At 62.1% G+C, this 22,970-nt stretch carries 18 protein-coding genes and 1 tRNA gene; 2 read left to right on the top strand and 17 right to left on the bottom strand.

The genetic code is table 11. The annotated features are described in order from the left end of the window. Positions 1 to 237: 237 nt before the first annotated feature. Together C4S68_RS03845 and C4S68_RS03840 are read right to left on the bottom strand one after the other, a co-directional pair. Entirely contained in the window at positions 238 to 3,771 is a 3,534-nt protein-coding gene (locus tag C4S68_RS03845; RefSeq protein ID WP_103931660.1) for a carboxypeptidase-like regulatory domain-containing protein, read from the bottom strand. Between the two features lie 319 nt (positions 3,772 to 4,090). Then, positions 4,091 to 4,178: transfer RNA gene (locus C4S68_RS03840), tRNA-Ser, on the bottom strand. Between the two features lie 293 nt (positions 4,179 to 4,471). Here C4S68_RS03840 and C4S68_RS03835 point away from each other — a divergent pair. Then, on the top strand, positions 4,472 to 5,596 hold the full coding sequence (locus tag C4S68_RS03835; RefSeq protein WP_146071999.1) for a glycosyltransferase family 4 protein: 1,125 nt from the start codon (positions 4,472 to 4,474) through the stop codon (positions 5,594 to 5,596). A 44-nt stretch (positions 5,597 to 5,640) separates the two neighbouring features. Here the strand turns inward: C4S68_RS03835 and thiS are convergent, their stop codons facing one another. Together thiS and thiD are read right to left on the bottom strand one after the other, a co-directional pair. Continuing rightward, entirely contained in the window at positions 5,641 to 5,862 is a 222-nt protein-coding gene (gene thiS, locus C4S68_RS03830; RefSeq protein ID WP_103931658.1) for a sulfur carrier protein ThiS, read from the bottom strand. Between the two features lie 245 nt (positions 5,863 to 6,107). Continuing rightward, on the bottom strand, positions 6,108 to 6,947 hold the full coding sequence (thiD, locus tag C4S68_RS03825) for a bifunctional hydroxymethylpyrimidine kinase/phosphomethylpyrimidine kinase (RefSeq protein WP_235011328.1): 840 nt from the start codon (positions 6,945 to 6,947) through the stop codon (positions 6,108 to 6,110). 316 nt (positions 6,948 to 7,263) lie between these two features. On the opposite strand from thiD, the gene C4S68_RS03820 reads away from it, so the two are divergent. Beyond that, a complete protein-coding gene (locus C4S68_RS03820; protein WP_200821460.1) occupies positions 7,264 to 7,827 on the top strand; it encodes a septal ring lytic transglycosylase RlpA family protein in 564 nt (187 codons plus the stop codon). A 175-nt stretch (positions 7,828 to 8,002) separates the two neighbouring features. Here C4S68_RS03820 and C4S68_RS03815 read toward each other — a convergent pair whose 3' ends face one another. The 13 genes from C4S68_RS03815 to C4S68_RS03755 form a co-directional block, all read right to left on the bottom strand. Beyond that, positions 8,003 to 8,932 carry a dimethylarginine dimethylaminohydrolase family protein gene (locus C4S68_RS03815; RefSeq protein WP_103931656.1) on the bottom strand — a complete coding sequence of 310 codons (930 nt, stop codon included), beginning with the start codon at positions 8,930 to 8,932 and terminating at the stop codon, positions 8,003 to 8,005. A gap of 368 nt (positions 8,933 to 9,300) precedes the next feature. Continuing rightward, positions 9,301 to 9,480, bottom strand: a complete 180-nt coding sequence (locus tag C4S68_RS03810; protein WP_103931655.1) for an Rcat domain-containing protein — start codon at positions 9,478 to 9,480, stop codon at positions 9,301 to 9,303. A gap of 197 nt (positions 9,481 to 9,677) precedes the next feature. Continuing rightward, entirely contained in the window at positions 9,678 to 11,183 is a 1,506-nt protein-coding gene (locus tag C4S68_RS03805) for a DUF2845 domain-containing protein (protein WP_103931654.1), read from the bottom strand. Between the two features lie 133 nt (positions 11,184 to 11,316). Continuing rightward, entirely contained in the window at positions 11,317 to 12,687 is a 1,371-nt protein-coding gene (locus C4S68_RS03800) for an alginate export family protein (protein WP_103931653.1), read from the bottom strand. Between the two features lie 177 nt (positions 12,688 to 12,864). Beyond that, positions 12,865 to 13,926, bottom strand: coding sequence for a CPBP family intramembrane glutamic endopeptidase (locus C4S68_RS03795; RefSeq protein ID WP_160114983.1), 1,062 nt, complete (start codon positions 13,924 to 13,926; stop codon positions 12,865 to 12,867). Between the two features lie 56 nt (positions 13,927 to 13,982). Then, the gene (locus C4S68_RS03790) at positions 13,983 to 14,837 is read right to left on the bottom strand and encodes an acetyl-CoA carboxylase carboxyltransferase subunit alpha (RefSeq protein WP_103931651.1); all 855 of its coding nucleotides are present in this window, start codon (positions 14,835 to 14,837) and stop codon (positions 13,983 to 13,985) included. Positions 14,838 to 14,874: 37 nt separating this feature from the next. Then, positions 14,875 to 15,324, bottom strand: a complete 450-nt coding sequence (locus C4S68_RS03785; protein WP_103931650.1) for a hypothetical protein — start codon at positions 15,322 to 15,324, stop codon at positions 14,875 to 14,877. A gap of 72 nt (positions 15,325 to 15,396) precedes the next feature. Beyond that, the gene (locus C4S68_RS03780; RefSeq protein ID WP_103931649.1) at positions 15,397 to 15,840 is read right to left on the bottom strand and encodes a DoxX family protein; all 444 of its coding nucleotides are present in this window, start codon (positions 15,838 to 15,840) and stop codon (positions 15,397 to 15,399) included. A 46-nt stretch (positions 15,841 to 15,886) separates the two neighbouring features. Next, entirely contained in the window at positions 15,887 to 16,534 is a 648-nt protein-coding gene (locus tag C4S68_RS03775; RefSeq protein ID WP_160114982.1) for a hypothetical protein, read from the bottom strand. A gap of 104 nt (positions 16,535 to 16,638) precedes the next feature. Next, entirely contained in the window at positions 16,639 to 20,175 is a 3,537-nt protein-coding gene (gene dnaE / locus C4S68_RS03770) for a DNA polymerase III subunit alpha (protein ID WP_103931647.1), read from the bottom strand. A gap of 52 nt (positions 20,176 to 20,227) precedes the next feature. Continuing rightward, the gene (locus C4S68_RS03765; protein ID WP_103931646.1) at positions 20,228 to 21,151 is read right to left on the bottom strand and encodes a tetratricopeptide repeat protein; all 924 of its coding nucleotides are present in this window, start codon (positions 21,149 to 21,151) and stop codon (positions 20,228 to 20,230) included. A gap of 26 nt (positions 21,152 to 21,177) precedes the next feature. Beyond that, complete coding sequence (locus tag C4S68_RS03760) at positions 21,178 to 21,789, bottom strand: YdcF family protein (protein WP_235011327.1); 612 nt, start codon at positions 21,787 to 21,789, stop codon at positions 21,178 to 21,180. Positions 21,790 to 21,792: 3 nt separating this feature from the next. After that, positions 21,793 to 22,917, bottom strand: coding sequence for a M20/M25/M40 family metallo-hydrolase (locus tag C4S68_RS03755; protein WP_407641092.1), 1,125 nt, complete (start codon positions 22,915 to 22,917; stop codon positions 21,793 to 21,795). Positions 22,918 to 22,970: the final 53 nt, after the last annotated feature.

Genomic DNA, 22,970 nt, shown 5'->3' with positions numbered 1-22,970 from the left:
CAATTCTTGCGTGGATGGAAACAGCACCGCGCGCCGCGTCACCCGGAGTTCGGGAGAATCGGCGCAACAGGATAGGTCAAGGTCTCGGGGACCGTGCGCTGCAAAGATGATGCGGAAACACCCATACCATATATCAGCCGCGGGCCCCGTGGATAGAGCTACTACCGCTGGTCGTAGATGGTGCGTCGGTATACGAACAGCGGTACCGCTGCGGGGGGAGCAGAAGCTGGGCTGGCTTCAGAAGCTGAATTTGGCGACCAGCTGGATGAGCCGGGGTGCGGCAGCACTGATAATCCGGCCGAAGTTGGGGTCTTCGACCTGGCCATCCACGGATGCGGGGCCGTAGAACTGCGCGTGATTGAAGACATTGAAGCCTTCAGCACGAAGGTCGAGCGCGTGGCCTTCACCGAGGCGAAGCGATTTCTGCAGGGAGAGATCGAAGTTCTCGATTCCCGGGCCGTAGAACATGCGACGCCGGGAGTTACCAAGCTGGCCGAGGACCTCTTCGGGAAAGACTGCGGTGTTGAAGGCTGGCTGGTTGTTGCGGCCGTTGTGGTTGATGTGGAGCGCTTCTCCGGCGAGGTAGCGGGGCGTATCGAGCAGGTAGTTGTTCACGCCGTTGCCCAGCGTACCCAGCAGTGAGTTGTCCGAGGTGTCGGTGAGGGTGACCGGGAAGCCAGTCGCAAAGCGGGTCGTGCCGGACACCGTCCAGCCCTGAGTCCAGCGGTTGGAAGCACGAAAGAGGTTCTGGACGGGGAGCGCCAGGGAGTAGCTCGCGACGAAGGTGTGCTTCTGGTCCCAGGCCGAGATGGCGCGGCTCAAGCGTGCGTCGAACGGGTTCAGCTGCTCGCCGATGTTGGAGCCCTGGTCGATGGACTTTGCCCAGGCGTAACTGAGGAGAAGATGCGAAGCTCCGTGCTGATAGCGCAGCGTGGATTCGAGGGCGTTGTAGCTGGAGTTAGCGATCGTGCCGACCGAGGTGTTCTCGCCAAACTGCTCGGAGCCATCGACAGGCAGGCCGTCGTTCTGGCCAGAGCGAGTGCCGTAGACTGTCGCTCCGCTTGCCGAGGTGTAGTTGTTGTCCTCGCCGAAGGGGCCACATTGGGAGAGGCTCAGGCAGAGCGCAGCATTGCCGGGGTTCACCGAAACGACCGTGGGGACGCGGTGCCCCTGGTTTCCAACGTAGCTGACGGTGAGCAGCGTGGCGGGGTTGATCTGGCGCTGGAAGGAGAGCATGTAATTGCTGAGGTAGGGCGAGCGGTTCTTCACATTGAAGAAGGGATCGGACTCGAAGGGAAGAAAGTTCGACCAGTCGATGGAGCTGTCCGGGTTGCTCCTGGAGACGTTGTGAGACGGGAAGGCGAATGGGAAGCGCTGCCCGTTGTCCACGCCGGTGGCGGCCGTCACGAAGGGAGTTCCGAGCAGGGGTGGTCCGGGGCTGATGTAGGTGTAGCCATAGGGTGGAACCGCGTACATGATTCCGGCGAGAAGTCCGGGAAACTGGGTATGGAAGACGCCGAAGCTGGCGCGGATGCTGCTTTGGCCAGTGACTCCGAAGAGCAGATGGGCAAGGCCGCGATCAAAGGCTGGAGCGTAGGCGAAGCCGATGCGCGGCGAGAAGTCGGTGTAATGCGTGGGGGCGATGGTGCTGGGCACGCCGGGATCTCCCACGACGACGACGCCGGCTGGAGCTCCGGGAAAGAGCGTCGACTGGTTGCCCGGAAGGAAGGTGCCGAGCTGGTTGTACTTCTCCCAGAAGGGCATGATGACGTCCCAGCGCAGGCCGGCGTTGAGGGTCAGGTTCTGGCGAGCGTGCCAGCTATCCTGCGCGTAGGAGCCGAAGTAGCGGTTGCGCAGGTAAAACTGCGGGCCAGAGGATTGCTGATAGCTACTGGGAACCCCAAGCAGAAGATCGGCGAAGGCGTCCCCGGTTTCGGTGCCGTTCAGGTTGAAGGTACCGTTGAAGATGCCATTGGGGTGCTCGTTCACCTGGTCGAAGTGAGCCTGCACGCCGACCTTGACGGTGTGCGGACCGAAGGCTCGCGAGAGGCCATCGCTGAGATAGATCGTATTGTTCACCTGGGTCTCATTGGAGATGGGAACACCCATGGTGAAGCCAGGAAGGTCGAGGTTCTCCACGCCTTCGAATTGCGGCGCCTGAACCACGATGCCGGAGGTGTTCGCACCGGTGGTGAAGCCTTGCGACGCAAGGCTGACCCCGGTACCGCCCTTTGGCTGGCCAATGACATTTGCGTTGCGCAGGAAGCCAAGATGCAGCTCATTGACGGTGTTCGCGCCAAGTACGGTCGTCGCGCCCAACGCGAAGACCTGCGCGCGGCCGAGGAAGAGAGCATCGAAGCCCGGAATGCTGGCGCCTCCGACTGCACCCGGATAGGGATTGTCGAGCCGGTAGTCGTCGGCGAAGTAGTAGCCGGAGATCTGGCCGAAGTGGGTGTTGGCATCGGCGCGAAGCGAACCCTTGTCGTCACGCACCGTCTGGGCGTAATCGGATGTCGAGAACTGATTGCTGCTGATGTTGGGCTTTGGGATGTACTGGAAGAGCTTCTGTCCTGGCGTGGACCACGCTGCGGCGGGGATCGTTCCGGAGGGGAAGACGCTGCTGTAGGCCTCGCCGGAGGTGACGGTGCGCCCGAGTTTGCTCGTGAGGAGGGAAGCCAGGTAGGGGCCGCTGACGCTTCCGGAGAGATCGTCGAAGGAGCCTGCGCGCTGGGCGAGGGTCGGCACCGTGATGGAGCCGGTGGAGATGCCCTGCGTCGTACGCGTGCCCTGGTAGTCACCGAACACGAACAGGCGATTGCGAAGGATCGGGCCGCCAAGCGTTCCGCCGAACTGGTTCTGCTTGAACGCGGAGCGGGTGGGGTCGAAGTAGCCCCGGGCATCGAGTGCCGTGTTGCGGAAGAACTCGAAGGCCGAGCCGTGCAGGCTGTTGTTGCCGGAGCGGGAGATGACGGTGATCATGCCGCCGTTGTAGTTGCCGTACTCGGGATCAAAGCTGTTGGTGAGGACGCGAAACTCGTCGATGGAGTCCAGGTTCGGCACAACCGATGTGCCACCGTTCATGTGCTCCTGCACGTCGATACCGTTGACGAGGAAGCCGTTGGAGGACTCACGCTGGCCGTTGATCGAGAGATTTCCGGGATTGAGGTCGCCCGAAGGATCGAGGCTGCCCGTGACCCCCGCCATGATGACGGAGCTGGGCAGCAACGTCGAGATGGGGGCGACGCCCGGCTGCAGAGCAAGCAGGTCCGTGTAGCTGCGGCCATTAAGAGGCAGAGAGGTCATCTCACGGCTGTTGATGACCTGGCCAAGGTGAGTCGAAGTGAGGTCGATCTGCGAGGTCTCGTTCGCGGTGACGGTCACCTCGTCGGCACGCTGGTCGAGGGACAGCTTGAGATCGAGCTGGAGGGCGGCATCCGCATCGACGGCGATCCCGGGCCGGCGCAGCGGAGCAAACCCACCTGACGTTGCGGTGAGGTCGTAGTGGCCAACGGGGAGATTCGGGAAGCTGTAGAAGCCGTGTTCGTCGGCTGTCGCCCGATAGATGCTGTGCAGGCTTGCACTCTCCAGCGTGACCGTGCCGCCGGGCAATACAACGCCGGTCGGGTCGGTGATGGTGCCCGTCAGGCTGCCTCCGGTCGCAGCGCATGCGTTATGGAGGGGAAACATCAGAGCAAAGAGCAGGAACAGCAGGCAAGCCGATGCGGGGAGCTGAAGGAACGTCTGGCGTGATTTTCGTTCGGATGCAAGCATCTGTGTTTCGTCCAATCATATAGGACTGATACAGTCCGCTATGAGTGGTTATATCGGCCAATCCTGTGGAGGCTCGGTGATTTGAGTCACGCAGCGACGGAACTTTCAAGCTCCAGCAAGGAACCGGGGAGACGACAGCTCCATTCGTGCCGGGGACGCAGAGGTTCCGGCTGAAAGCTCCGCGAGAGCTGGAAGCCTCTGGGGATAAACTCAGACCTGGAAACCAGAATGTGTTGGGGATGTCACGGGGCTCGGCACCAAACGTAGACGCTCTAGAGCGACCGTTCGAATGCTTGATCAACAGAAGGGAGAAGCTTGATGGCGGAGAGACAGGGATTCGAACCCTGGATACCTTGCGGTATACACGCTTTCCAAGCGTGCGCCTTCAGCCACTCGGCCATCTCTCCGCAACTGCTTGCGACAGTTTGAATTTATCACAGGGGGCCGATGCGGATAAGTCCTGCTCGCGCGGGCCGGGTTCAAGTTGCGTAGGCCGGAGGATAGCGGTGATGGCGATCAGATTCACGCTGCAGCATGAGCTTTGGTGTCGAGTCTATGTCCGATAACAGATATTCTGTATATATAAGATCCAGCGCGCCAGGTTCCCTCGGACTGGAATCTGACGATTGTCCGATGCTATCGTTTCCCTGTGGCCCGTAGCAGCGACTCCCGGCAGGTTCTGATCTCGACGGGACGGCAGATGCATTATCGCCTTCCGGCCAACTCGCTGATTCAGCGCGGCTTCGGCGTGACGATGAACACGAGCACGCCGCGCAGCCGAATGTCTGGCTTTGAGACCGGGGTCCGCCACCAGTTCACGCCACAACCGTTCAACATGATTCAGGGCTTGACCCGAATCTCGATCCCACCTGCGCTGTCCGACGCTGACAGCTCGCTCTTCGACCTTGTGTCGTCCCTTCGTATCGGCGATGCGGACATTGTGATTGGTGCGGCCAGCTCCAGCCTGGCGACAGGACGCGCCGCAAAGAAACGCGGTGCCAAGTTCGTGCTTGACCGCGCCTGCCCGGACATTCGGGTGCAGCAAAGCGTGTGTGCGGAAGAAGCCCGGAAGCTGGGAGGAATATTTCCGGCGAGCTCTACCTCTTTTATTGACAAGCAGTTGCAGGAATATCTTGAAGCTGACGTCATCCTTTCGCCTTCGGAGTACAGCCGCAGTTCTTTCGCGCCTGACCTACGCGCCAAGGCCGTACTGGCTCCCTTGCTGGGGAGGGCTCCCAAGTCATCCTCAACAGTTATCAGACGTTCCAGCGATGCTCCGTTCACTGTGGGGGTCGTAGGTGGCAACCCCTTGCGTAAGGGGTACTTCTACCTGCTGGAGGCCTGGAAGCGGCTGGGATGGGCGAATGCCCTGCTGCTCATCCGGAGTGATGGCGAGCTGGAGGAGTACCCGGTGCTGGCGGAGCTGCTGAAGGCGCTCCCCAACGTGGAGGTGGTGCGGTACGTGCCGAACCTCAGCGACTTCTACCACCGCTGCGACGCGTTCGTGCTGCCGAGCATCGATGACGGGTTCGGGATGGCGCTCTTTGAGGCGATCGGCCACGGCCTTCCCGCGATCGCGACCCGGAACTGTGGAGCTTCGGAGCTGTTGCGGGATGGAACGGACGCCCTGATCGTCGATGCGTTCTCGAGCGAGCAGCTTGCCGAGGCGCTGGAGCGGCTGCGGCAAGATCCCCAGCTAGGTCCATCTCTGGCGTCGGCAGGCGCCCGGACGATCCAGGGGCTCTATGACGGTGGACGGGCGATTCTCTACGAACGCGGGATGGACGAGATGCTCAATCGGCTTGGCTTCCCAGCGATGGCGTAGCTGCCGAATCGCGGCCAGCATCTTTGGCGCTAACCATTTTGCTGCTATAGCGTTCCGCCACCTACAAAATGAACTACTTCAAGTTTGTCCAGATTGCTGACGTTCCGCGTCTCCCAAATGGATCGCGGAACGATATCGCCGTTGTGTTCAACCGCCACCCGCCCGGCCTGCAGGCCCAGATCGGCAACTACGATGTCCAGCGTGACGGGTGGTTGCAGGTCGGCGAAGTGGCGGAGGACGCCGTTGACTTGTAGATCGAGGGCCATAGCTGCTTCAGGATATCAGGGTGATCTCTGCGTCTCCGGCTTTAAGGCGGGACCATTCGCCTACGGATTGGCCGGTAAGATAGGTTTAACAACTGATTACCCTGTAATGGTTTGTGAGATCTCTTGAAAGTCCTGCATGCGGCCCGGGGCCAGCATGTTAACTCCCGCGATTCCTTTCGGGAATTGTGTGGGCTTGACATTCGAGGCAGCCGAAGGTTCGAACTAAGGCGGCTTCACAGCTCCGGCTATGCCTTACGGTCGAGAGGCCAGGTGAGATGTAGCGGGCCGCGGCCACCGCCAATTCCCTTTGCGAGCCGGATGCCTTCGCTGACGAAACTCTTGGCTCCCGCGACGGCAGCCAACGGGCCCGCTCCCAGAACGAGTCCGGCGAGCAAAGCAGATGAAAAGGCGCAGCCGGTGCCGTGGGTCGAGGTCGATTCGATCCGCGCGCCCGGGAACGCAGTCCACGTCCCTTCTGTCGTTCTCAGAAGATCGGTTGGCTGCTCCCGGTCTCCACCTGTCACGACGAGGTTCAGCTGGGGGTGGCGGAGGGCGAGAGTATCTCCGGCTTCCCTCGCCTGCGACTCAGAGCTCACGGAGAGGCCAGTAAGCGTGCTGAGCTCGGCGTAGTTGGGGGTGGCGAAGGTCACGAGCGGCAACAGCCGGGCGTGAAGCTCTTCGATCGCTTCAGTGGGAAAAAGAGCTCGACCGGAGCTTGAGACCAGAACCGGATCGAGCACGACTGGGATCGGCGGCCGCTTCTCGCCGGAGATAGAAAGCCTACGCAGGACGTCTGCGATGACTCCTGCGGCGTCAGCTGAGCCGAGCATGCCGATCTTGATCCCGGCCGGCGGAAGATCGGCCAGAAGGGTCTCCAGGCTGAGTCGCAGGAACTCAGCACGCACCGGTTCCACGGCGGCGACCCCAAGGGTCGACTGCGCCGTGAGCGCGGTTGGAACGGTTGCAGCGAAGAGGCCGTGGGCGGCAAAGGTGAGCAGATCGGCGGTAAAGCCCGCGCCCGATGAGGGATCGTGGCCGGCGATGCTCCAAACGACGGGCGGCTTTGAAGGTGAGGCTATGGGCAAGCATCGCCCCAATCTGAGACACCGGAAGCAGCAGGCGAGGCCTGAACCGATGGGGTTTCATCACCCGTATCCAGTGAGACAACAACAAAGTTGGCTGGACGGGCAGCGTGAAGCACAGGTGAAGTATTCAAAGGATAGGAAGCAGACTCTGAGGCCGGTTGCTCGACATCACGAAACGAGAGATGGTTCTAGTCGTTTCTGGATACTTCTTTCCTACCATAACCGGGCCCGGAAAGCAATATTCTTTTCAAGATAAAGTCCTTTATCTTGTTTGACTTAAGCCTAAGAAGCTCGGGACAATAGATACATGAACGAAATGAACCTGCAGACAGGCGAAGTAATGCCGGCGCGCAAGGGTCGCATACGTTCGACAGCCAGCTTGCTGGCTTTCTCTCTGGGCCTGACGGCAACACTTCTGGCTGCGCCTGCGCAGCCAAAGGGATCTGCCGATCAGCCAAGCAACAAGCCGCACTCAAGCCGGCATTCCTGGTTTGAGATCGGCCGAGCGTCCTGGTACGGCAAGAAATTTCAGGGACGCCGGACGGCGGGTGGAGAGAAGTTCGATATGAATGCGCTAACGTGTGCGCACCGTTCGCTGCCTATGGGCAGCTGGGTGCGCGTGACGAACCTGGGCAATCGGAAGGTCGCCTTTGTTCGCGTGAACGACCGCGGTCCGGTGCCGGACAACCGCATGATCGACCTGAGCTGGGCTGCGGCCCACAGGCTTGGGATTGGCGGTACGGCAAAGGTCCGCATCGAACGCGTCACTCCCAACGATCCGGAGCTGATTGCGTCCCTGATGAAAGAAGGCGAACCGCCACTGTTTCCCGGCATGCCGGGTGTAGGCGGAGGCCGACTGGTCGGGGTCGCAGATCGATAGCCAGCTGGACTGAGGACGCCTCGAGTCGAAGACAACTTAATAGCCACAATCGAATAGAAAGACCCCGCCAAGGCGGGGTCTTTCACTTTGGGGTTGGATAGGCACAAAAAATGGCGGACGCAATCGCGTCCGCCTCTCGATGGGCCGGGTTCATTTCCGGCCAATACTGGTTCGATCAGGCCACGAGACCTGGCGTTGGATGAACTTGTCCGAGTAGCCCGTGAGTAACAGGCAGGTCGCTGAGCCGCAAGGCCATGGACTTCGCACCACCGCCACCCTTGATGAACTCGGATAGCTCCAGCTGCACGACGTCGAAGCCTGCGTCGAAGAGGCGCATAGCGAGGTCCTGGCTGAGCTCTCCGGTGAACACCGCGCGGCCAATGTTGAGCGCGCAGCAGGCCATCCGCATGGCGTCGGCCTCGGAGACGAGGATGCGCTTCTCCGCCGGGTAGACGCTTTCGATGAGGGCCAGCGAGGCCTTGTCGAAGGCTCCGGGGTAGTACATGACGAAGCCGCCGAAGAGCGGCGCGAAGCAGGTGTCAAGGTGGAAGAAGCGGGGATCGACCAGGTGCAGCGAGCGCACCGCGATGTGCCACGCGTTCGCGATGTGCGAGTGAGCGGCGCGTGCGGTACGAACGCCGTGGCCTGCCCAGAGGGTGTGGCCGGAGTCGTCGAAGGTGACGTCGCCTTCGCCTTCGAAGGCGGTGTTCCGGGGTGTCTCCCAGAGCAGGAAGCCCTGGCTTGCCAGCCAGCGGCGGAGATAGGTGCTCTCGGCGCGGCGTTCAGCGTGGTGGAAGCTGGAAAGAGCTGCGACGCCGTGATTCACGAGCGCGCCGTGGCCGAGGAAGACCATGTCGGGACAGCCGGGTTCGGGATGCAGCAGACGCACGTCGGCGACGCCACGAAGGACGTTGTGGATGCCCTTCCATTGTGCGAAGGCGAGATCGCGAGAGCTGCGGTGGAGGTTTCCGGCCATCCAGGGATTGATGACGTAGTCGACGCCGTACCACTCGGGCGGACACATCAGGAAGGTGGGCCGGGTGTAAAGCGGGGTGGAGGCGAAGACTTCAGCGACGGGGGAGGTTACGGTGATGCTCGTTGCCATGGTTCCTGTACTTCCTGTAGTTCCTGTACTTCCGGCTACGGTGGTTGCCGCAGACTGGGTCAAGACTTCTAAGCCGAGAGGGAGTCTGCTACCGGGAAGTGACGGTCGTCAAGTCACTTGTGGAAACAAAGGTGTTACGTCCGGCTCTCCCTGACCCAATCCTGGACACCTCCATGAGACGCGACCTTAAGTGAAAAAGTCCGCCACCAAGGCGGACTTTTCACGGTCATTTTTCAACAGCAAATCGGGTTGCCCGAGGGTGGTTCAACAAACGATGAAGGACTCAAAAGAGGTTCCTTCGGGTAGCGAACCTGAGCCCTGACTGCGGCCCCGACTGCAGAGGGTTTCGAGGGCTCTCGAAGTGCGGACTAGAGCTTCTCGAAGAAGTCGCAGGCCGAGCAGGAGATGTAAACGCCACCGGGGACGCCGCGCTCACGATCCTTCACGCGCTTCACGATGCGGGTGGGCTTGGAGCACTTCGGGCAATCGGTGCTCTTCTGGGTATCCATGACCTTAGCGCGGTCACCGGTCTTGGCAATCTTCGCCATGGTGGTTCTCCTTCGACAGAAAAATTTCGCTTGCGGCTTTGCTCCGACGAGGTGCGGCGGGCGCAAGACTCGTCCGTTGGCAGACTGTTGAGGCTGGCTTTAGGCGGGGCCAAACAGGGAGGACGAAGCCGGTATAGCTCGCTCTTATCTTACACCAGGCCGCCGGTGAATGCAGCTTAGGACGCCCTGGAATCCGTTCAGGGCTGCAGGCCAGCGGCTGCGTGATTTGGCCCGAGGGGGATGTTGCTTCCCGGCAGCGTTGGCGACGAGTTCGGCAGGCCCATTCCGGGTGCGCCGGAACCCGGATAGGTCGCCCCGGGGGCTGAACCGTTCGTCGGAGCAGTGGTGCGGCCCGAGACTCCCGTGCCATCGTCGTCCGGCAGTCCTGTCGGGAGGCCGATTGAACCTGCGTTGACTCCCCCGCTGCCAGTGGCCCCGGCGGATCGCTGCGGTGCTTTCCTGCTGGCGTCAGCTACGGTCGTGCAGGGTGCCGGAGCGGTTCCGGAGGCAGGCTGGGAATTCGCGGCGCCCGCGGTGGCTGGCTTGCTGGCCGCTCCCGCAGTGGAATCCGGGCTATTTGCCGAGGCGGAAGGCGAAGACGTTGAGGTTGGAGGGGTGCAGGTCTTGTCGCTATCGGAGCTGCCAGGGATCAGGACCTTGCCCATTGTGGTGGCCTCAGCGTTGAGGACCTCTCCGGGACGCGCGAGCGTCGGTGGCCGACGGGATCCGAGATCTCCTCCGGGGACCCGCTGCTCGTCGCCGTTAAGGACGGTGCGGGCCTGGAGGACAGGCTCGTCCTGGTTGCCCATCTCATTTCGGTCGTGCACCTCGATGGGCCTGCCGATGGCTGCGATCTCGAGGCGAACGACGCGACCTCCGCGAAAGCGGACGAACTGGATCGGCGTGGGCGGCTCTCCGTAGATCCACTCCTCTAAGACGGGTGAGTTGGCGTCGTTGCCGTCGGTGTGCTCTCGGTCTTTACTCTTAGGGGCTCCCAGTGATGCGAGGACCATGCGCTGATCCATGCCGACGAGGATGGTGTGGGACTCGATGGCGTCCCGCACGACCGGGGCCATGGAGTTGGCATAGGCTTCGGCGGCGGAGCGGGCGCGGAAGTCGATGACGGGATCGAGGAGCGCCTTCACCTCAGAGGCCGTTACCTCCGGGATGCCCCCCTCAAAGACGAGGGTAATGCGCGAACCAGTCGCAAGCGGTCCTGTCTGAGCGAGCGCCATGTCGTTGATGCTGATGTGCGAGAGGAAGCGGTGCTTCGCGTAGGGACCGCCGTTGACATCGATGACGATGCGGTCGCGCTCGACCTTGAGGCCGGTGATGGCGACGCGCTCCCCGGCGGCGGCTGACTCACCCTTCTTGTACAGGATCTGCTTGTACTCTTCGCCACGGGGAGTAAGGTTTCCGTTGGCAACGAGGGTCAGGCCTGCGCCGAGAGGAAGCTCGCGGTGGGCAAAGCCCTGCTCGGACTCGAGGTTGCGGATGAGGTCCTGGTAGCCGCCCTCGCTGAGGGGTTTCGTTGGGAGCTCGACGTGGGTCGGGTGGAAGTCCGTGGTGACGTCTGCTTCTGCCGTCTTCTCCCCAACGACGAAGACCTGGCCTGCAGCGCCTCTGGCAGACGCACAAAGCACCATCGCCGTGAGGATGGCGATGGAGGTGACCGCGCTCAGCCTGCACTGCAGAGAGCCCATGGAGCACCACCTGATGCTTTCGGTACCTGAGTGTGCACCTTTCCCGAGGTTCTGACAAGGGCTGCTGTGTAGCAAAAAAGGTGCTGACTTTCGAATGATGAAAGCCAGCACCGATTCAGGATTCCAGATTGAATTAGTTCGCTTCTTCACCCCGTTTGTCCACGCGATAGCGGTAAACGAGGCTGAAGTATGCGAGGGTGTTGTCGTACTTCTTGGCATTGACCATCGCCGGGGAGTCTGCGAAGAAGTGGCCGACGCCGATGTTGGCGACGACGTAGTTGTGCCAGACGTACTTGGCCGAGGCATCGAACTCCTCGCCGAGGTGATCGGAGGTGAAGCCGGCGGTCGGGACCTTGATGAGCGCGGAGCCGCTGGAGGTGTAGACGCTGTCGCGGGTCGTGGCCATCTCCAGGAAGCTTCCCTGAACCAGGATCGAGAGATCCTTTGTGGGAAGCAGGTCCAGATTGAGGCGCTCCTGCCGGATGTTCTGATAGCCGAAGATATCGGTCAAGCCGAAGGCGTTGTGGTTGCTGGGGTAGAGCTGGTCGAACGTAGACCAGCGGCCGGCGAGGGCGTGATTATTGCCGGTGGCGTAGTCCACTTCCGCGCCGAGACGGGGCTTCCAGGGCAGCTTTGTGGCCGAGTAGAAGAGCTTGCCGTAGGCCTGGCCGGAGCGGATTCCATCGTTCGAGTAGGAGCCGCGCTGAAGCGCTGCATTGAGGTTGTAGCAGAACCCGGCCGGCAGCTTGCCTTCGATGTCGACACCCGGAGTCCAGGCAAGCTCGCTACCTGCGATGTTTTCGGCGCTGGTGACCTTGCGGATGGCCTTGATGAACAGATAGGGCTCGATGTGCACCTTGGGGATCGACACGATGGAGGCGTCAATGCCGTGGAAGGTGAGGCCCGCGCCGTGCTTGTCCAGCGAAGTCGGAGCGACGGTAACGACCGAAGCGGTGAAGACGTCGACCCGGTTTCTGTTGCCGATGCGGAGGTCGAAGCCGTCAAAGGTGCGGCTGTTGTTGGTCCAGTCGCTGATACCTACGAGGCGCTCGCCGCCAAACTTGAGCTCCTGCCGCCCTGCGAGCAGGTGGACCGGGCCGTGGTGCAGGTCGAGGTAGCCCTGGCGCAGGTCGAAGGTGTCGCGCATGTTGGACGACACCGTGTGCAGCGGCAGACCGAGGGCGTGGGTGTCATGGAACTGGGCGTAGGCCGTCAGCCAGGACGACGGCCGGACCTCGAGGCCACCGCGGACGCGCGAGAGCTGGTAGTCACGATCGGCGTTCAGGGCCTGGGAGAAGGCGGTCTGGCCTTCGGTGCGCTGGCGAAGCTCCATGTCCAGCGTGATCCAGGAAGGCAGGGCGGTCCACTCGAGCCCCTGGGTCTTGCCCTTCTTCTGCGGGTAGTCGATGTAGATCGACTTCTGGGCGAGGACGCTGAGAGGGGCGGCGAGTGTGCAGGCCAACAAACTGACCGCAACGGCGAGAGTACGACGGGAAGAAAACAAAGGGAGCTCCGCTTCCGGGTACGGCGCTGCTTTACTGTCCTGCGCACCGCCGCTACCCGACACCAAACTGCATTTATGTCGCAGTTGCTATCGGCGAGGCTTCTTCTGTCTGAAGGAATGTCCTTTGGTGAGACGTTTCGCTGCCAACCGTCCGAAACTGGGACGGTTGCCAGCTCGCTATTCGGATCCGGGGAGACCCCGCGCTTCACGCTCGCGACGGAGGAGATCGTTGGCCTCGACCAGGGTGGAGGCGCCGGCCGGTGTGATGGAGGCGATCTGCACGAGCGGTGCGGGCTTTGCCTGGGCTTCCATCGCGGCGTGAGCCGGAGGCGGCGCGACCTCCATCGCGTAACCGGCCGCGATGATCTCCGGCGCCGTGTAGTGCCAGGCGTAGTCGCGGGTGATGCGGTAGAGCACGGGGAGACCGAGGCATACCGCCACGGCGGCAACGAGCGAACCTTCCAAACCGTAGGCCCCCCCGGTGAGGAAGTCATACCCAGACGTGGCGCTCTGAACCAGGGTGGAGTAGTTCGAGTAACCGGCGACAGGCAGACCGAAGATCACGCCGGCAACGGCGCTCCAGGCGAAGTGAACTCCCCATCCGACCCAGAGTGCATGGGTTCTCTGCCAGGCCACGGAGTAGAAGAGGCCGAAGAGGAACGTGACGATAAAGGTGAATGCCGTGGCGTTGGGATGAGACGCGCAGAAGAAGGCGTAGAAGAGCGCCATCAGGAAGGTCGAGCCAACGATTCCAATGGCTGCGGTGAGGCGCTGATAGAGGAAACCACGAAAGGCCAGCTCCGTCGCGAGCGTGGAGAAGGCCAGCGTGAGGATGGCAAGGACGCTGCGACCGAGCAGGGATGGCGTAAAGAGGAAGCTAGGTCCGAGACCGCCGAAGAGCACGAGCGGAAGGAGTGCGAAGAGGACCATTCCCCAGCCAAGGGCGAACCCGCGGGACCACTCCTGCCGAACGGTGGACCTGCTCGGCAAGGCGTTCGACTCGCGAACGCCACCGCGGCGGGTTCCGAGCCAGTTCAGCGCGGCAAATCCCACCGCCAGCAACGCAGCAAGACACGCGTGCTGCAGCGGAGCGTAGAACAGAGGCAAATTAAGCTGCGTGGCGATGATCTGGACGCTGCGTTCCGAGACCGCGCGGGCGGCAAACATCCAGAGCAGCCCTGTCACGAACAGGGCTACCTGCATGGAGCGAGGTGTCGCGGGCTGGAGTGGGGCTTGCAATTCTCTGTTGGACGAGTCTCAGGCAGGAACGGGTTTTTTCCCGTCTGCGGATGCGCTCAGGCTGCGCTGGTGTAGAACTGCGCAATGTTGCGGAACTTGTTGTAGCGGGCGGCCAGAAGGTCGTCGACTGAAAGCTTCGTCAGATCGGAAAGATGCGAGACGAGGCGCTCATTGACGAGCTCCATGGCGAAGGCGGGATCATTGTGGGTGCCGCCTTCGGGCTCGCGGATCACATCGTCCACGCAGCCGAGCATCTTGACGTCGGTCGCGGTGTAGCGGAGCGCTTCGGCGGCCTGCTGACGCTTGCTGGCGTCCTTCCACATGATCGAAGCACAACCTTCCGGAGAGATGACCGAGTAGATGGCGTTCTCGAGCATGAGGACGCGATCGGCAACGGCGAGAGCGAGCGCACCGCCGGACCCACCTTCGCCGGTGATGGTGGCGATGGTTGGGACGCGGATGCGGGCCATCTCAAGCAGGTTGCGGGCGATAGCTTCGCCCTGGCCCCGCTCCTCGGCGCCCAGGCCGGGGTTGGCGCCGGTGAGATCGATGAAGGTGAAGATGGGGCGGCCGTATTTCTCGGCGATCTTCATCGCCCGAAGGGCCTTGCGGTAGCCCTCGGGATCGGGCGAGCCGAACTTGCGGGCCATGCGCTCTTTGAGCGTGCGGCCCTTGAGGTTCCCGACGACGAGTACCGGCTCACCGTGAAAGCGCGCCATGCCACAGGCCATTGCGGGATCGTCGGCGAACTGACGGTCGCCATGGATCTCGCTGAAGTCCGTGAACAGCGCGTTGATGTAGTCCATCGGGTAAGGTCGTTGCGGATGCCGGGCAAGCTCAGTCTTGAGCCAGGCCTCTGGGACGGGAGCAGCGGGACCGGGAGCTGTTTTCTGCGGGGTGGGTTTAGCCATGCGCGATACCTGTTCGATTGTAAGCGAACAGGGGCAATCAGAGCTGAGATTTGCGCTTGATCAAAAGACGGTGCCAGGGTTGATCGAAGCGGCGGTGGCCGACCATGAGGAAGGCCAGAGCGCAGCCGGTACCAAGCGCGACGAGGAGAGACAGGTAGTCGACGTCGAGCGCGAAGTTGACGATCAACGCGCAGAGATAGACGAAGGCCAAAAGAATTGCGCCCATCGTCGACACGCCGAGGATGAGCATCCCGCCGATGAGGAAGTCGATGAACGGCAGCGAGTAGCCAAAGAGGAGAATCAGGTTCGACGGCAGATGCGTCTCAGCCAAAGCGAACATCATGTGATTGGCTACGGAGGGCAGGCCGTTGCCGAAGAACAGCAGGATCAGCGCGTGAGTCCAGAAGCAGACGCCGAAGAAGGAGCGCAGCACAGCGTAGGCGAACTGTTGCTCGCGAGTGGCCGGCCGCTCGAAGGTCTCAAGCATGGGGTGATTGGAACCTATCGCGGAGAGTTTGTGAAGTACCGCGATGGGGTGCGGGCTCACCAGAAGGGGACCTTACCTGCCGGTAGACGATCGAAACACAGCCGGCCAGGAGGTGTCGTACGGCTCACGAGCGAACAGCAGAAGAGCCAGCACCAGGGCGTAGAGCAGCTGCTGCCCGGCTACGTTCCAGTCCTGCTTCATGGTGACGCCGAAGATGAGGACGAGCATCAGGGCTGAAGCGGCAAGCAACGCCTCGCGCACGAAGAGCCCGGTGAGAAGCAGGATGCCGACGAGCAGTTCCACGCACGGGACCGCGTAGCCAGTGGCGAGGACGAGTTGTGGCGGAAGCGGCGCAGCGGCCATGCCCTTGGCCATCCCCTGCGCGAATCCTGCCAGGTGAGTGCCCGTGAAGATGCGGGCGAAGCCGTGGCCGAAGAAGTCGAAGCCGGTGAAGACGCGGAGGAAGAGGTAGGCCAGTCGCTGGTCGCGTGTGGCGGGCAGATTCGGGGTCGGCATCGATGTCTCGCTCCTTTGGAGTGAGACGCGTCAGCTGCCTGTGAAGTTACGGCTTTGCTGGCAGCAACAGGATGCGCAGATATTGAGCATGATCGCGGCTCGTGGTGATGACGACGTGCTCGCCTGGCTGCACCCACCGTTCCAAGTGTGGCTCCTTCGCGAGCTCGTCTGGCGTTGGAATGGTGATGAGCACGGACGGTGCGGGATCGGCGTCGATGCTGCACGCGGTGGCGGCTTTGCAAATGATCCGGTCGATACGCAGCCGTGCGTCCGTGTACTCGGTGGAGACACCATCGTGTAGCGGAGGCGTTGGCGCGGGGCCGCGAACCTGATCCTTGAGCCAGTCGAGGGGGAGCTGCTTCAGCTCAACACGGAAGAAGTCAGACGGAACATCGCCGAGGTTGCGGACGGAGTGGCGCTCGAAAGCCGCAGGGCCGATTCGGAAGGCGCCGGTGTGGGTTGGTGGGCGCTTCACGACGTCAGGCTCGGTGTCGCCGGGCTTGGGCTCGTGAGCGAGTTCGACGACGCCGGAGTCGTTGAGATAGACGAGCACGGTGACCACGGCGTAGTGATCGTGCGGCGGGATGAACTCATGCGGGCCGTAGTGGACACGCTGTACGAGGACGTCGGCGTTATCGAGGACGGTCTTGTAGTTGGGTGGGAGAGGCTGTTGCGAACTTGCTGGTGAAGCCATCGAGAGCAAGAGCACAGCTGGTATCACACGCGCCAAGGAGGCGGCCTTACGGGCCCACGTCTCAGAATCGAGACGTGGGGCACCCATGTGTGCCATGGCGCGCATCAGTTGATCACCTGCACAGCACCGCGTCCTACGAGGTTCTCGACGCGCTCGATGAACTGGATGTCTGCTGCTACTGACATACCGCTCGGCTCGAGTACGGCGCAGAAGCTGTCGGGCTCTTCGAGGTTGAGCAGGAGCTTGCCCTTGCCGGGTGCGCCCTGGAAGATTGCCGCAAGCTTTTCGAGCAGCTCGGCATCGGGATGATGGAGTGGCACTCGGATGCGAAGCGCATCGGGCAGCTTGATCTGGATGTCTTCGAGCGCCTGGATGCCGCTGATGGCGAGCTTGGGGGCCGAGTCTTCTTCGCCGCGGAGCGAGCCACGCATCAGGACGGGGACCTCCATCTTGAGCTTCTCGGCGAGCTTCTCATACGCTGCGGGAAAGGCGATGATCTCGATCTTGCCCATGGTGTCTTCGAGGAAGCCGGAGGCGTACATCTCGCCCGAGCGCTTGCTCTTGGCAACGCGCAGGCCGGTGATGACGCCGGCGATGGAGATGTCGCTGTTGCCTTCCTCGCGGCGGCCACGATTGAAGACGACGGGCTCGGGCTTCATCTCGATGGCAGTCGCGGTATCGACGACCTTCATGTTGCGAAGCTTCTCGCGGTACTTGTCCATGGGGTGTCCGCTGACGAAGAAGCCGAGGACGTCCTTCTCGTTCTGAAGGCGTTCATGCTCATCCCAGTCGGGTGCAGCAGGCAATGGATCGTTGCCGCTGGCCTGTGTGGCGGCAGGCTCGTCGAACATGCCGAAGAGACCATGCTGTCCTGCGGCGGCATCCTTCTGCGCCTTCTGCGCGCGCTCGATGGCTTTATCGATTGCGGCCATGACCTGACCACGACGACCGAAGGCATCGAGTGCACCGGCCTTGGCGAGAGACTCGAGCACGCGCTTGTTCATCAGGCGGAGATCGACCTTCTCGCAGAACTCCCAGAGCGAAGCGAAGCCCTGCTTCCCTTCCGCCTGCAGAGCTGCCCGCGCCTGGATGATCGACTCGATGGCGTTGTGGCCTACGTTCTTGATGGCTGCGAGGCCGAAGCGGATGGAGTCGCCAGCGGGCGTGAAGTTTGAGGCGGAGATCTGCACGTCGGGCGGCACGACGGAGATGTTCATCTCGCGGCACTCGCCGATGTACTTGACGACGTTCTCGGGCTTCGAGGTTTCGGAGGTGAGCAGCGCGGCCATGAACTCGACGGGATAGTGCGTCTTGAGCCAGGCGGTGTGATACGCGAGCATGGCGTAGGCCGCTGAGTGCGACTTGTTGAAGCCGTAGCCTGCGAACTGCTCCATGAGATCGAAGAGCGCGCCCGCCTTGGTCTTATCGAACTTCTGTGCTGCAGCGCCGGCCATGAAGATGTCGCGCTGCTTGGCCATCTCAGCCGGGTCTTTCTTACCCATGGCGCGACGCAGGAGATCAGCGCCGCCTAGCGAGTACCCGCCGATGGCCGAACTGATCTGCATGACCTGCTCCTGATAGACGATGACGCCGAGCGTCTCGCGCAGGATGGGCTCGAGTTCGGGGAACATGAACTCCACCGGACGGCGGCCCCACTTGCGTTCGATGAAGTCGTCGATCATGCCGCCCTGGATCGGACCGGGGCGATAGAGCGCGTTGAGGGCGGTGAGGTCTTCGACGGAGGTGGGCTTGTAGCGGCGCAGCACGTCGCGCATGCCCGACGATTCGAACTGGAAGACGCCCGAAGTGAGAGCCCGGTGGTAGACCTTCTCGTACGTCTCCTGGTCGTCGAGCGGGACCTTCGCCATCTCGATGGTGTCGCCGCGATTGGACTTGATGAGCTTGAGGCAATCGTCGATGACGGTGAGCGTCGTAAGCCCGAGGAAGTCCATCTTGAGAAGGCCCATCTTCTCGACGGCCTTCATGTCATAGCTGGTGACGATGGCATCGTCCTTGGTGCGGGTGACGGGGACGAGCTCAGTGAGCGGAGCGGGCGCGATGACGACGCCGGCGGCGTGCACACCAGCGCCGCGCACGAGGCCTTCGAGCTTCATCGCGGTGTCGATGATCTCGCGGATCTTGGTGTCGGACTCATAGGCCTGAAGGAGCGGGCCTGCGTCCTTGAGCGCCTCGGCGATGGTGATGCCGATGGTGGGCGGGATGAGCTTGGCGATACGATCGACTTCGCCGTAAGGAACGTCGAGCGCACGACCTACGTCCTTGATCGCGGCCTTGGCCGCCATGGTGTTGAAGGTGATGATCTGTGCGACCTGGTCGACGCCGTACTTGCCGCGCACATACTCGATGACCTCGCCGCGACGGTTCATGCAGAAGTCGATATCGATATCGGGCATGGACACGCGTTCGGGATTGAGGAAGCGCTCGAAGAGGAGATTGTTCTGGATCGGGTCGACGTCGGTGATCTCCATGACGTACGCGACCAGCGAGCCTGCAGCCGAACCACGGCCCGGGCCAACGGGGATGTTCTGCTGCTTGGCGTAGCGGATGAAGTCCCAGACGATCATGAAGTAGCCCGGGAACTTCATGCTCTTGATGCAATCGATCTCGCGTGTGAGCCGGGCCTCATACTCGGCGATGGTGTGGCGCAGGTTGCCGGTGGCTTCGAGGTGCGCGATGGCGGTCTCGCGGCGCATCTTCCAACCTTCGCGGCAGACGCTCTCGAAGTACGCATCGAGGTCCATGCCAGGAGGGCAATCGAACTTGGGGAACGGGTTCTTGACCTTGGCGAGCTCGATGTTGCAGCGGTCCGCGAACTGCATGGTACGGGTGCAGACCTCAGGCGCTTCGCTGAAGAGACGATGCATCTCTTCCGCGGACTTGATGTAGAACTCCTGCGTATCGAACTTGAAGCGCTTGGCATCGTTCATCGATCCACCGGTCTGCACGCAGAGCAGGATCTCGTGCGCGCGGGAGTCGGTATCGGCGACGTAGTGCGAATCGTTGGTCGCGATCAGCGGGATGTCTAGCTCGCGCTCGAGGCGGAACATGGCCTCGATGACGGGCTTGTCGGGCTCGAGATGATGGTCCTGAACCTCGAGGAAGTAGTTGCCGCGGCCGAACATGGTCTCGTAGTCGCCGGCGGTCTTCTTGGCGAGATCGTACTTCCCTGCCATCAGGTACTCGGAGACCTCGCCAGCGAGACAACCGGAGAAGCCGATGAGGCCTTCGGTGTGCTCGGCAAGGAACTTCTTCGAGACGCGAGGCTTCTTGTAGAAGCCATGCAGCGCAGCCTCGGAGGTGAGGCGCACGAGGTTGCGATAGCCGGCTTCGCTTTCGGCGAGCACGAGCAGATGGTTGTACTTGGAGTCGGGGTTGGCGAACTCGCGGCGGTGGTCGTCTTCCTTGCAGACGTAGAGCTCGCAGCCAAGGATGGGCTTGAGGCCCTTCTTCTTCATGGCGTCAAAGAAGTGGACGGCGCCATAGATGTTGCCGTGATCGGTCATCGCGGCGGCGTTCTGGCCCATCTTCGCGACGTGCGCGGCAAGCTTGTCGACGTCGCAGGCGCCGTCGAGGAGAGAGTAATCGGTGTGCAGGTGAAGATGGGTAAACTCGGCCGCCATAGGGCTAGTTTACTGCGTGGTTAGTGGGTGGGGCGGGGTGGAAAAGGGAACCCTAATGCTTTCGGCGAGAAGACCGTCGAGCACGAGAAGGCCCGCTCTCGCGTTTTAGCCGCTCCACTTGTTTTGCGCACAGGTCCGATCCTGCGTCCGCACCTCGACCGTACCAATAGAGTGCCGTACGCTTGCCTAACGCTGGGCTTTGCTCCGTGATATGTCCGAGCCAGTACAGAGCGTTTTCGATGTAAGAAGGATGCAACGTCCCGTTGTCGGCGTTATCGCGTAGCTCGAGTGACCTTTCGAAAAGAGCGTACGCCGTCGGCAAATCCTGCGAGATCTCCTTGCCCTTCGCATACATGATCCCTAGGTGAATTGCAGCCCTCTTCGAGTGGCGACGCAGCGCGCAGGAGTACAGCGTTAAGGCGAGCGCGAGGTTCTTCTCGACCCCGAGGCCTTTCTCGTGCATAGAACCCAGTTGCACGAGGGCCAGTTCGTGTCCGCTTTGGGCCGCCCGTGAATACCAAGTAACGGCTTTGTCCAGATCGCGGTCGACACCCTTCGCCTCAAACCAGATCCCACCGAGGTTGAATTGTGCAGCGGCGCAGCCACCTTCAGCGGACCGCGTGTACCACTCTCTCGCCAGTTCATAGTCAAAGTCTGCGGCTTCACCGTAGAAGTGCCCCAATCCGACGGTATTCTGCGCTTCGCGGTCCCCAGACCGACCAAGCTCTTCAAGCCTTCCCCACTCTTCTCGGCTTACTGAAACCACACTATCTGACCTCACTGCCATGAGGCAGAGGTTGTTGAGTGCGGTGAGATGACCTCTTGTTGCGGCGCGCCGATAGTAATCGGCTGCTCGACGCAGGTCGGCGTCTCCTAAAGCGGATTCCTCGATCGAAACGGCCATCTCGAAGAGCGCGTAAGGGTCTCCCGCCTCCGCGCGGTCTATCAATATCTGCTCCGTGGGAAAGGCTGGCATGGAGGCATTATCCACTGCCCGGCTCGTTAGGTGCCCGGCAGATACGTATTGTGCTTGAACCCCTCGTGGGTCAGCGTCCAGCAGTAGGTAGCTTCGTGGGCGAAGGCGGCGTCCTGGGCGGCCTGGGGGTACTCGGGCGGCCAGTGGCTGGCGTGGGTGGACCACTTGAGATCTTTCCAATGCGACAGGATCAGCGCCGTGCGGGGCAGGTGGTGCGAGGAGCTGACGACCTCGACCGTGTGCCAGTGGTGGGCTTCGAGGATCTGGTCGGAGTAGTAGATGTTCTGGATGGTGTCTTTGGCCTGGCCTTCGACGATGAGGTCTTCGGCGGGGATGCCTTCGCTGACGGCGAGCTTCTTCATGGCCTCGGCTTCGACGAAGGTGTTGTGGGCTGCGCCGCCGGTCATGATCAGGATGGGAGCGACACCGGCCTTGAACTCCCGGACGCCTTCTTCGGTGCGCTCGCGCTGCTCGGGACTGGGCGTGCCCTCGGCGTTCGTGGGTGTGCCGAGGACGATGATGGCGTCGAAGTGTTTGGCGTCCGTGTTGCGCAGCGGGATGGCGTGGAAGTTCGCCATCAGCGCGGCGGTGGTGGCTGTGGCCACCTGCATCGTCAGCCAGAAGCGGAGGGCGAACATCCCTTACTTCCCTGCTTCGCCGTTGAGGAGCGCCTTCACCGCGCGAACGTAGAGCTGAACGCAGTCGAGCAGCTCCTGCTTGAGGATCGTCTCGTCGGGTGTGTGGGCGACGTGGATCGAGCCGGGGCCAAGCAGCAGAGGTTCACCCCAGGTCGTGAGTGAAGGGATATCGGTGGTGAACTTCGCGACCATGGTGTCGAAGCCTTCGAGGGCACGCATCTGGACGAAGGGCAGTTCGAGCGAGAAGACGACCTCGCACAGGCCTTCGCAGGCGGTGAGGATGCTCTTGCGAATGTCTTCGGCCGGGCCGACGAGGCGGACGAGGATGTGAGCCTCGGCCTTGTCGGCGATGACATTGGGCGCGCGGCCGCCGCCGAGGATTCCGATGTTCAGCGTGGTGTCGCCGATGCCTTCGACCACCGGAAGCTGGAGCGCGCGGACGTTTTCGAGCGCCGCGAGGAGCTTGTTGATGGCGCTGTCGCCGAGCTCAGGATAGGCGGAGTGGGCCATCTTGCCCGAGGCGTAGAGTTCGACGCGAAGGCAGCCCTTACTGGCAAGTGCGAGGCGGTTGTCCGTGGGCTCGCCGTTGATGAGGAACTTCGGACGGGGCGGATCGTTGATCGGGAGCTCGTTGGCGATCTTCGCGCCGGCGGAGTCGCGCTCTTCGCCGACGACGAAGAGCAGGCCGGTCTGGATGCCCTCTTCGAGCAGCTGCTGCGAGGCGGCGACCTGCGCTGCGAGGATTCCCTTCGCGTCACAGACACCACGGCCGTAGAGGTGAGTTGCGTCCTCGCGGCAGGGGCCGAGGAAGGGCGGCACGGTGTCGAAGTGGGTGGAGAGCACGACCTCGGGCTGGACACCGAAGCCATGCTCGGAGCGGGGCACGGCGTAGACGTTGAAGCGCGGCTGCGCCGGCTTGTCGCGCAGGGCGCCGGGAGTGCGCGCGGGATCGGGCGGCGGGACGGGCTGACGGGTGACGTCATAACCCAGGCCGAGCAGGTATTCGGCAAGGAATTCGCCGCATTCGCCTTCGTGGTAGGTCGTCGACTCGATATCGACAAGCTGCTTCGTGAGCTCGATGGGATCGATGGCCATTGCAGGTACAGGATAGCTTGTACGGGCACCCACGCCTGTGAACCTTCCGCCATGGTGGACTCTCCGTGCTGCAGCCGGGGCAAACG

The organism is Bryocella elongata, assembly GCF_900108185.1.
GTDB lineage: Bacteria > Acidobacteriota > Terriglobia > Terriglobales > Acidobacteriaceae > Granulicella > Granulicella elongata.
This window is presented reverse-complemented; position numbering and strand designations above follow the sequence as displayed.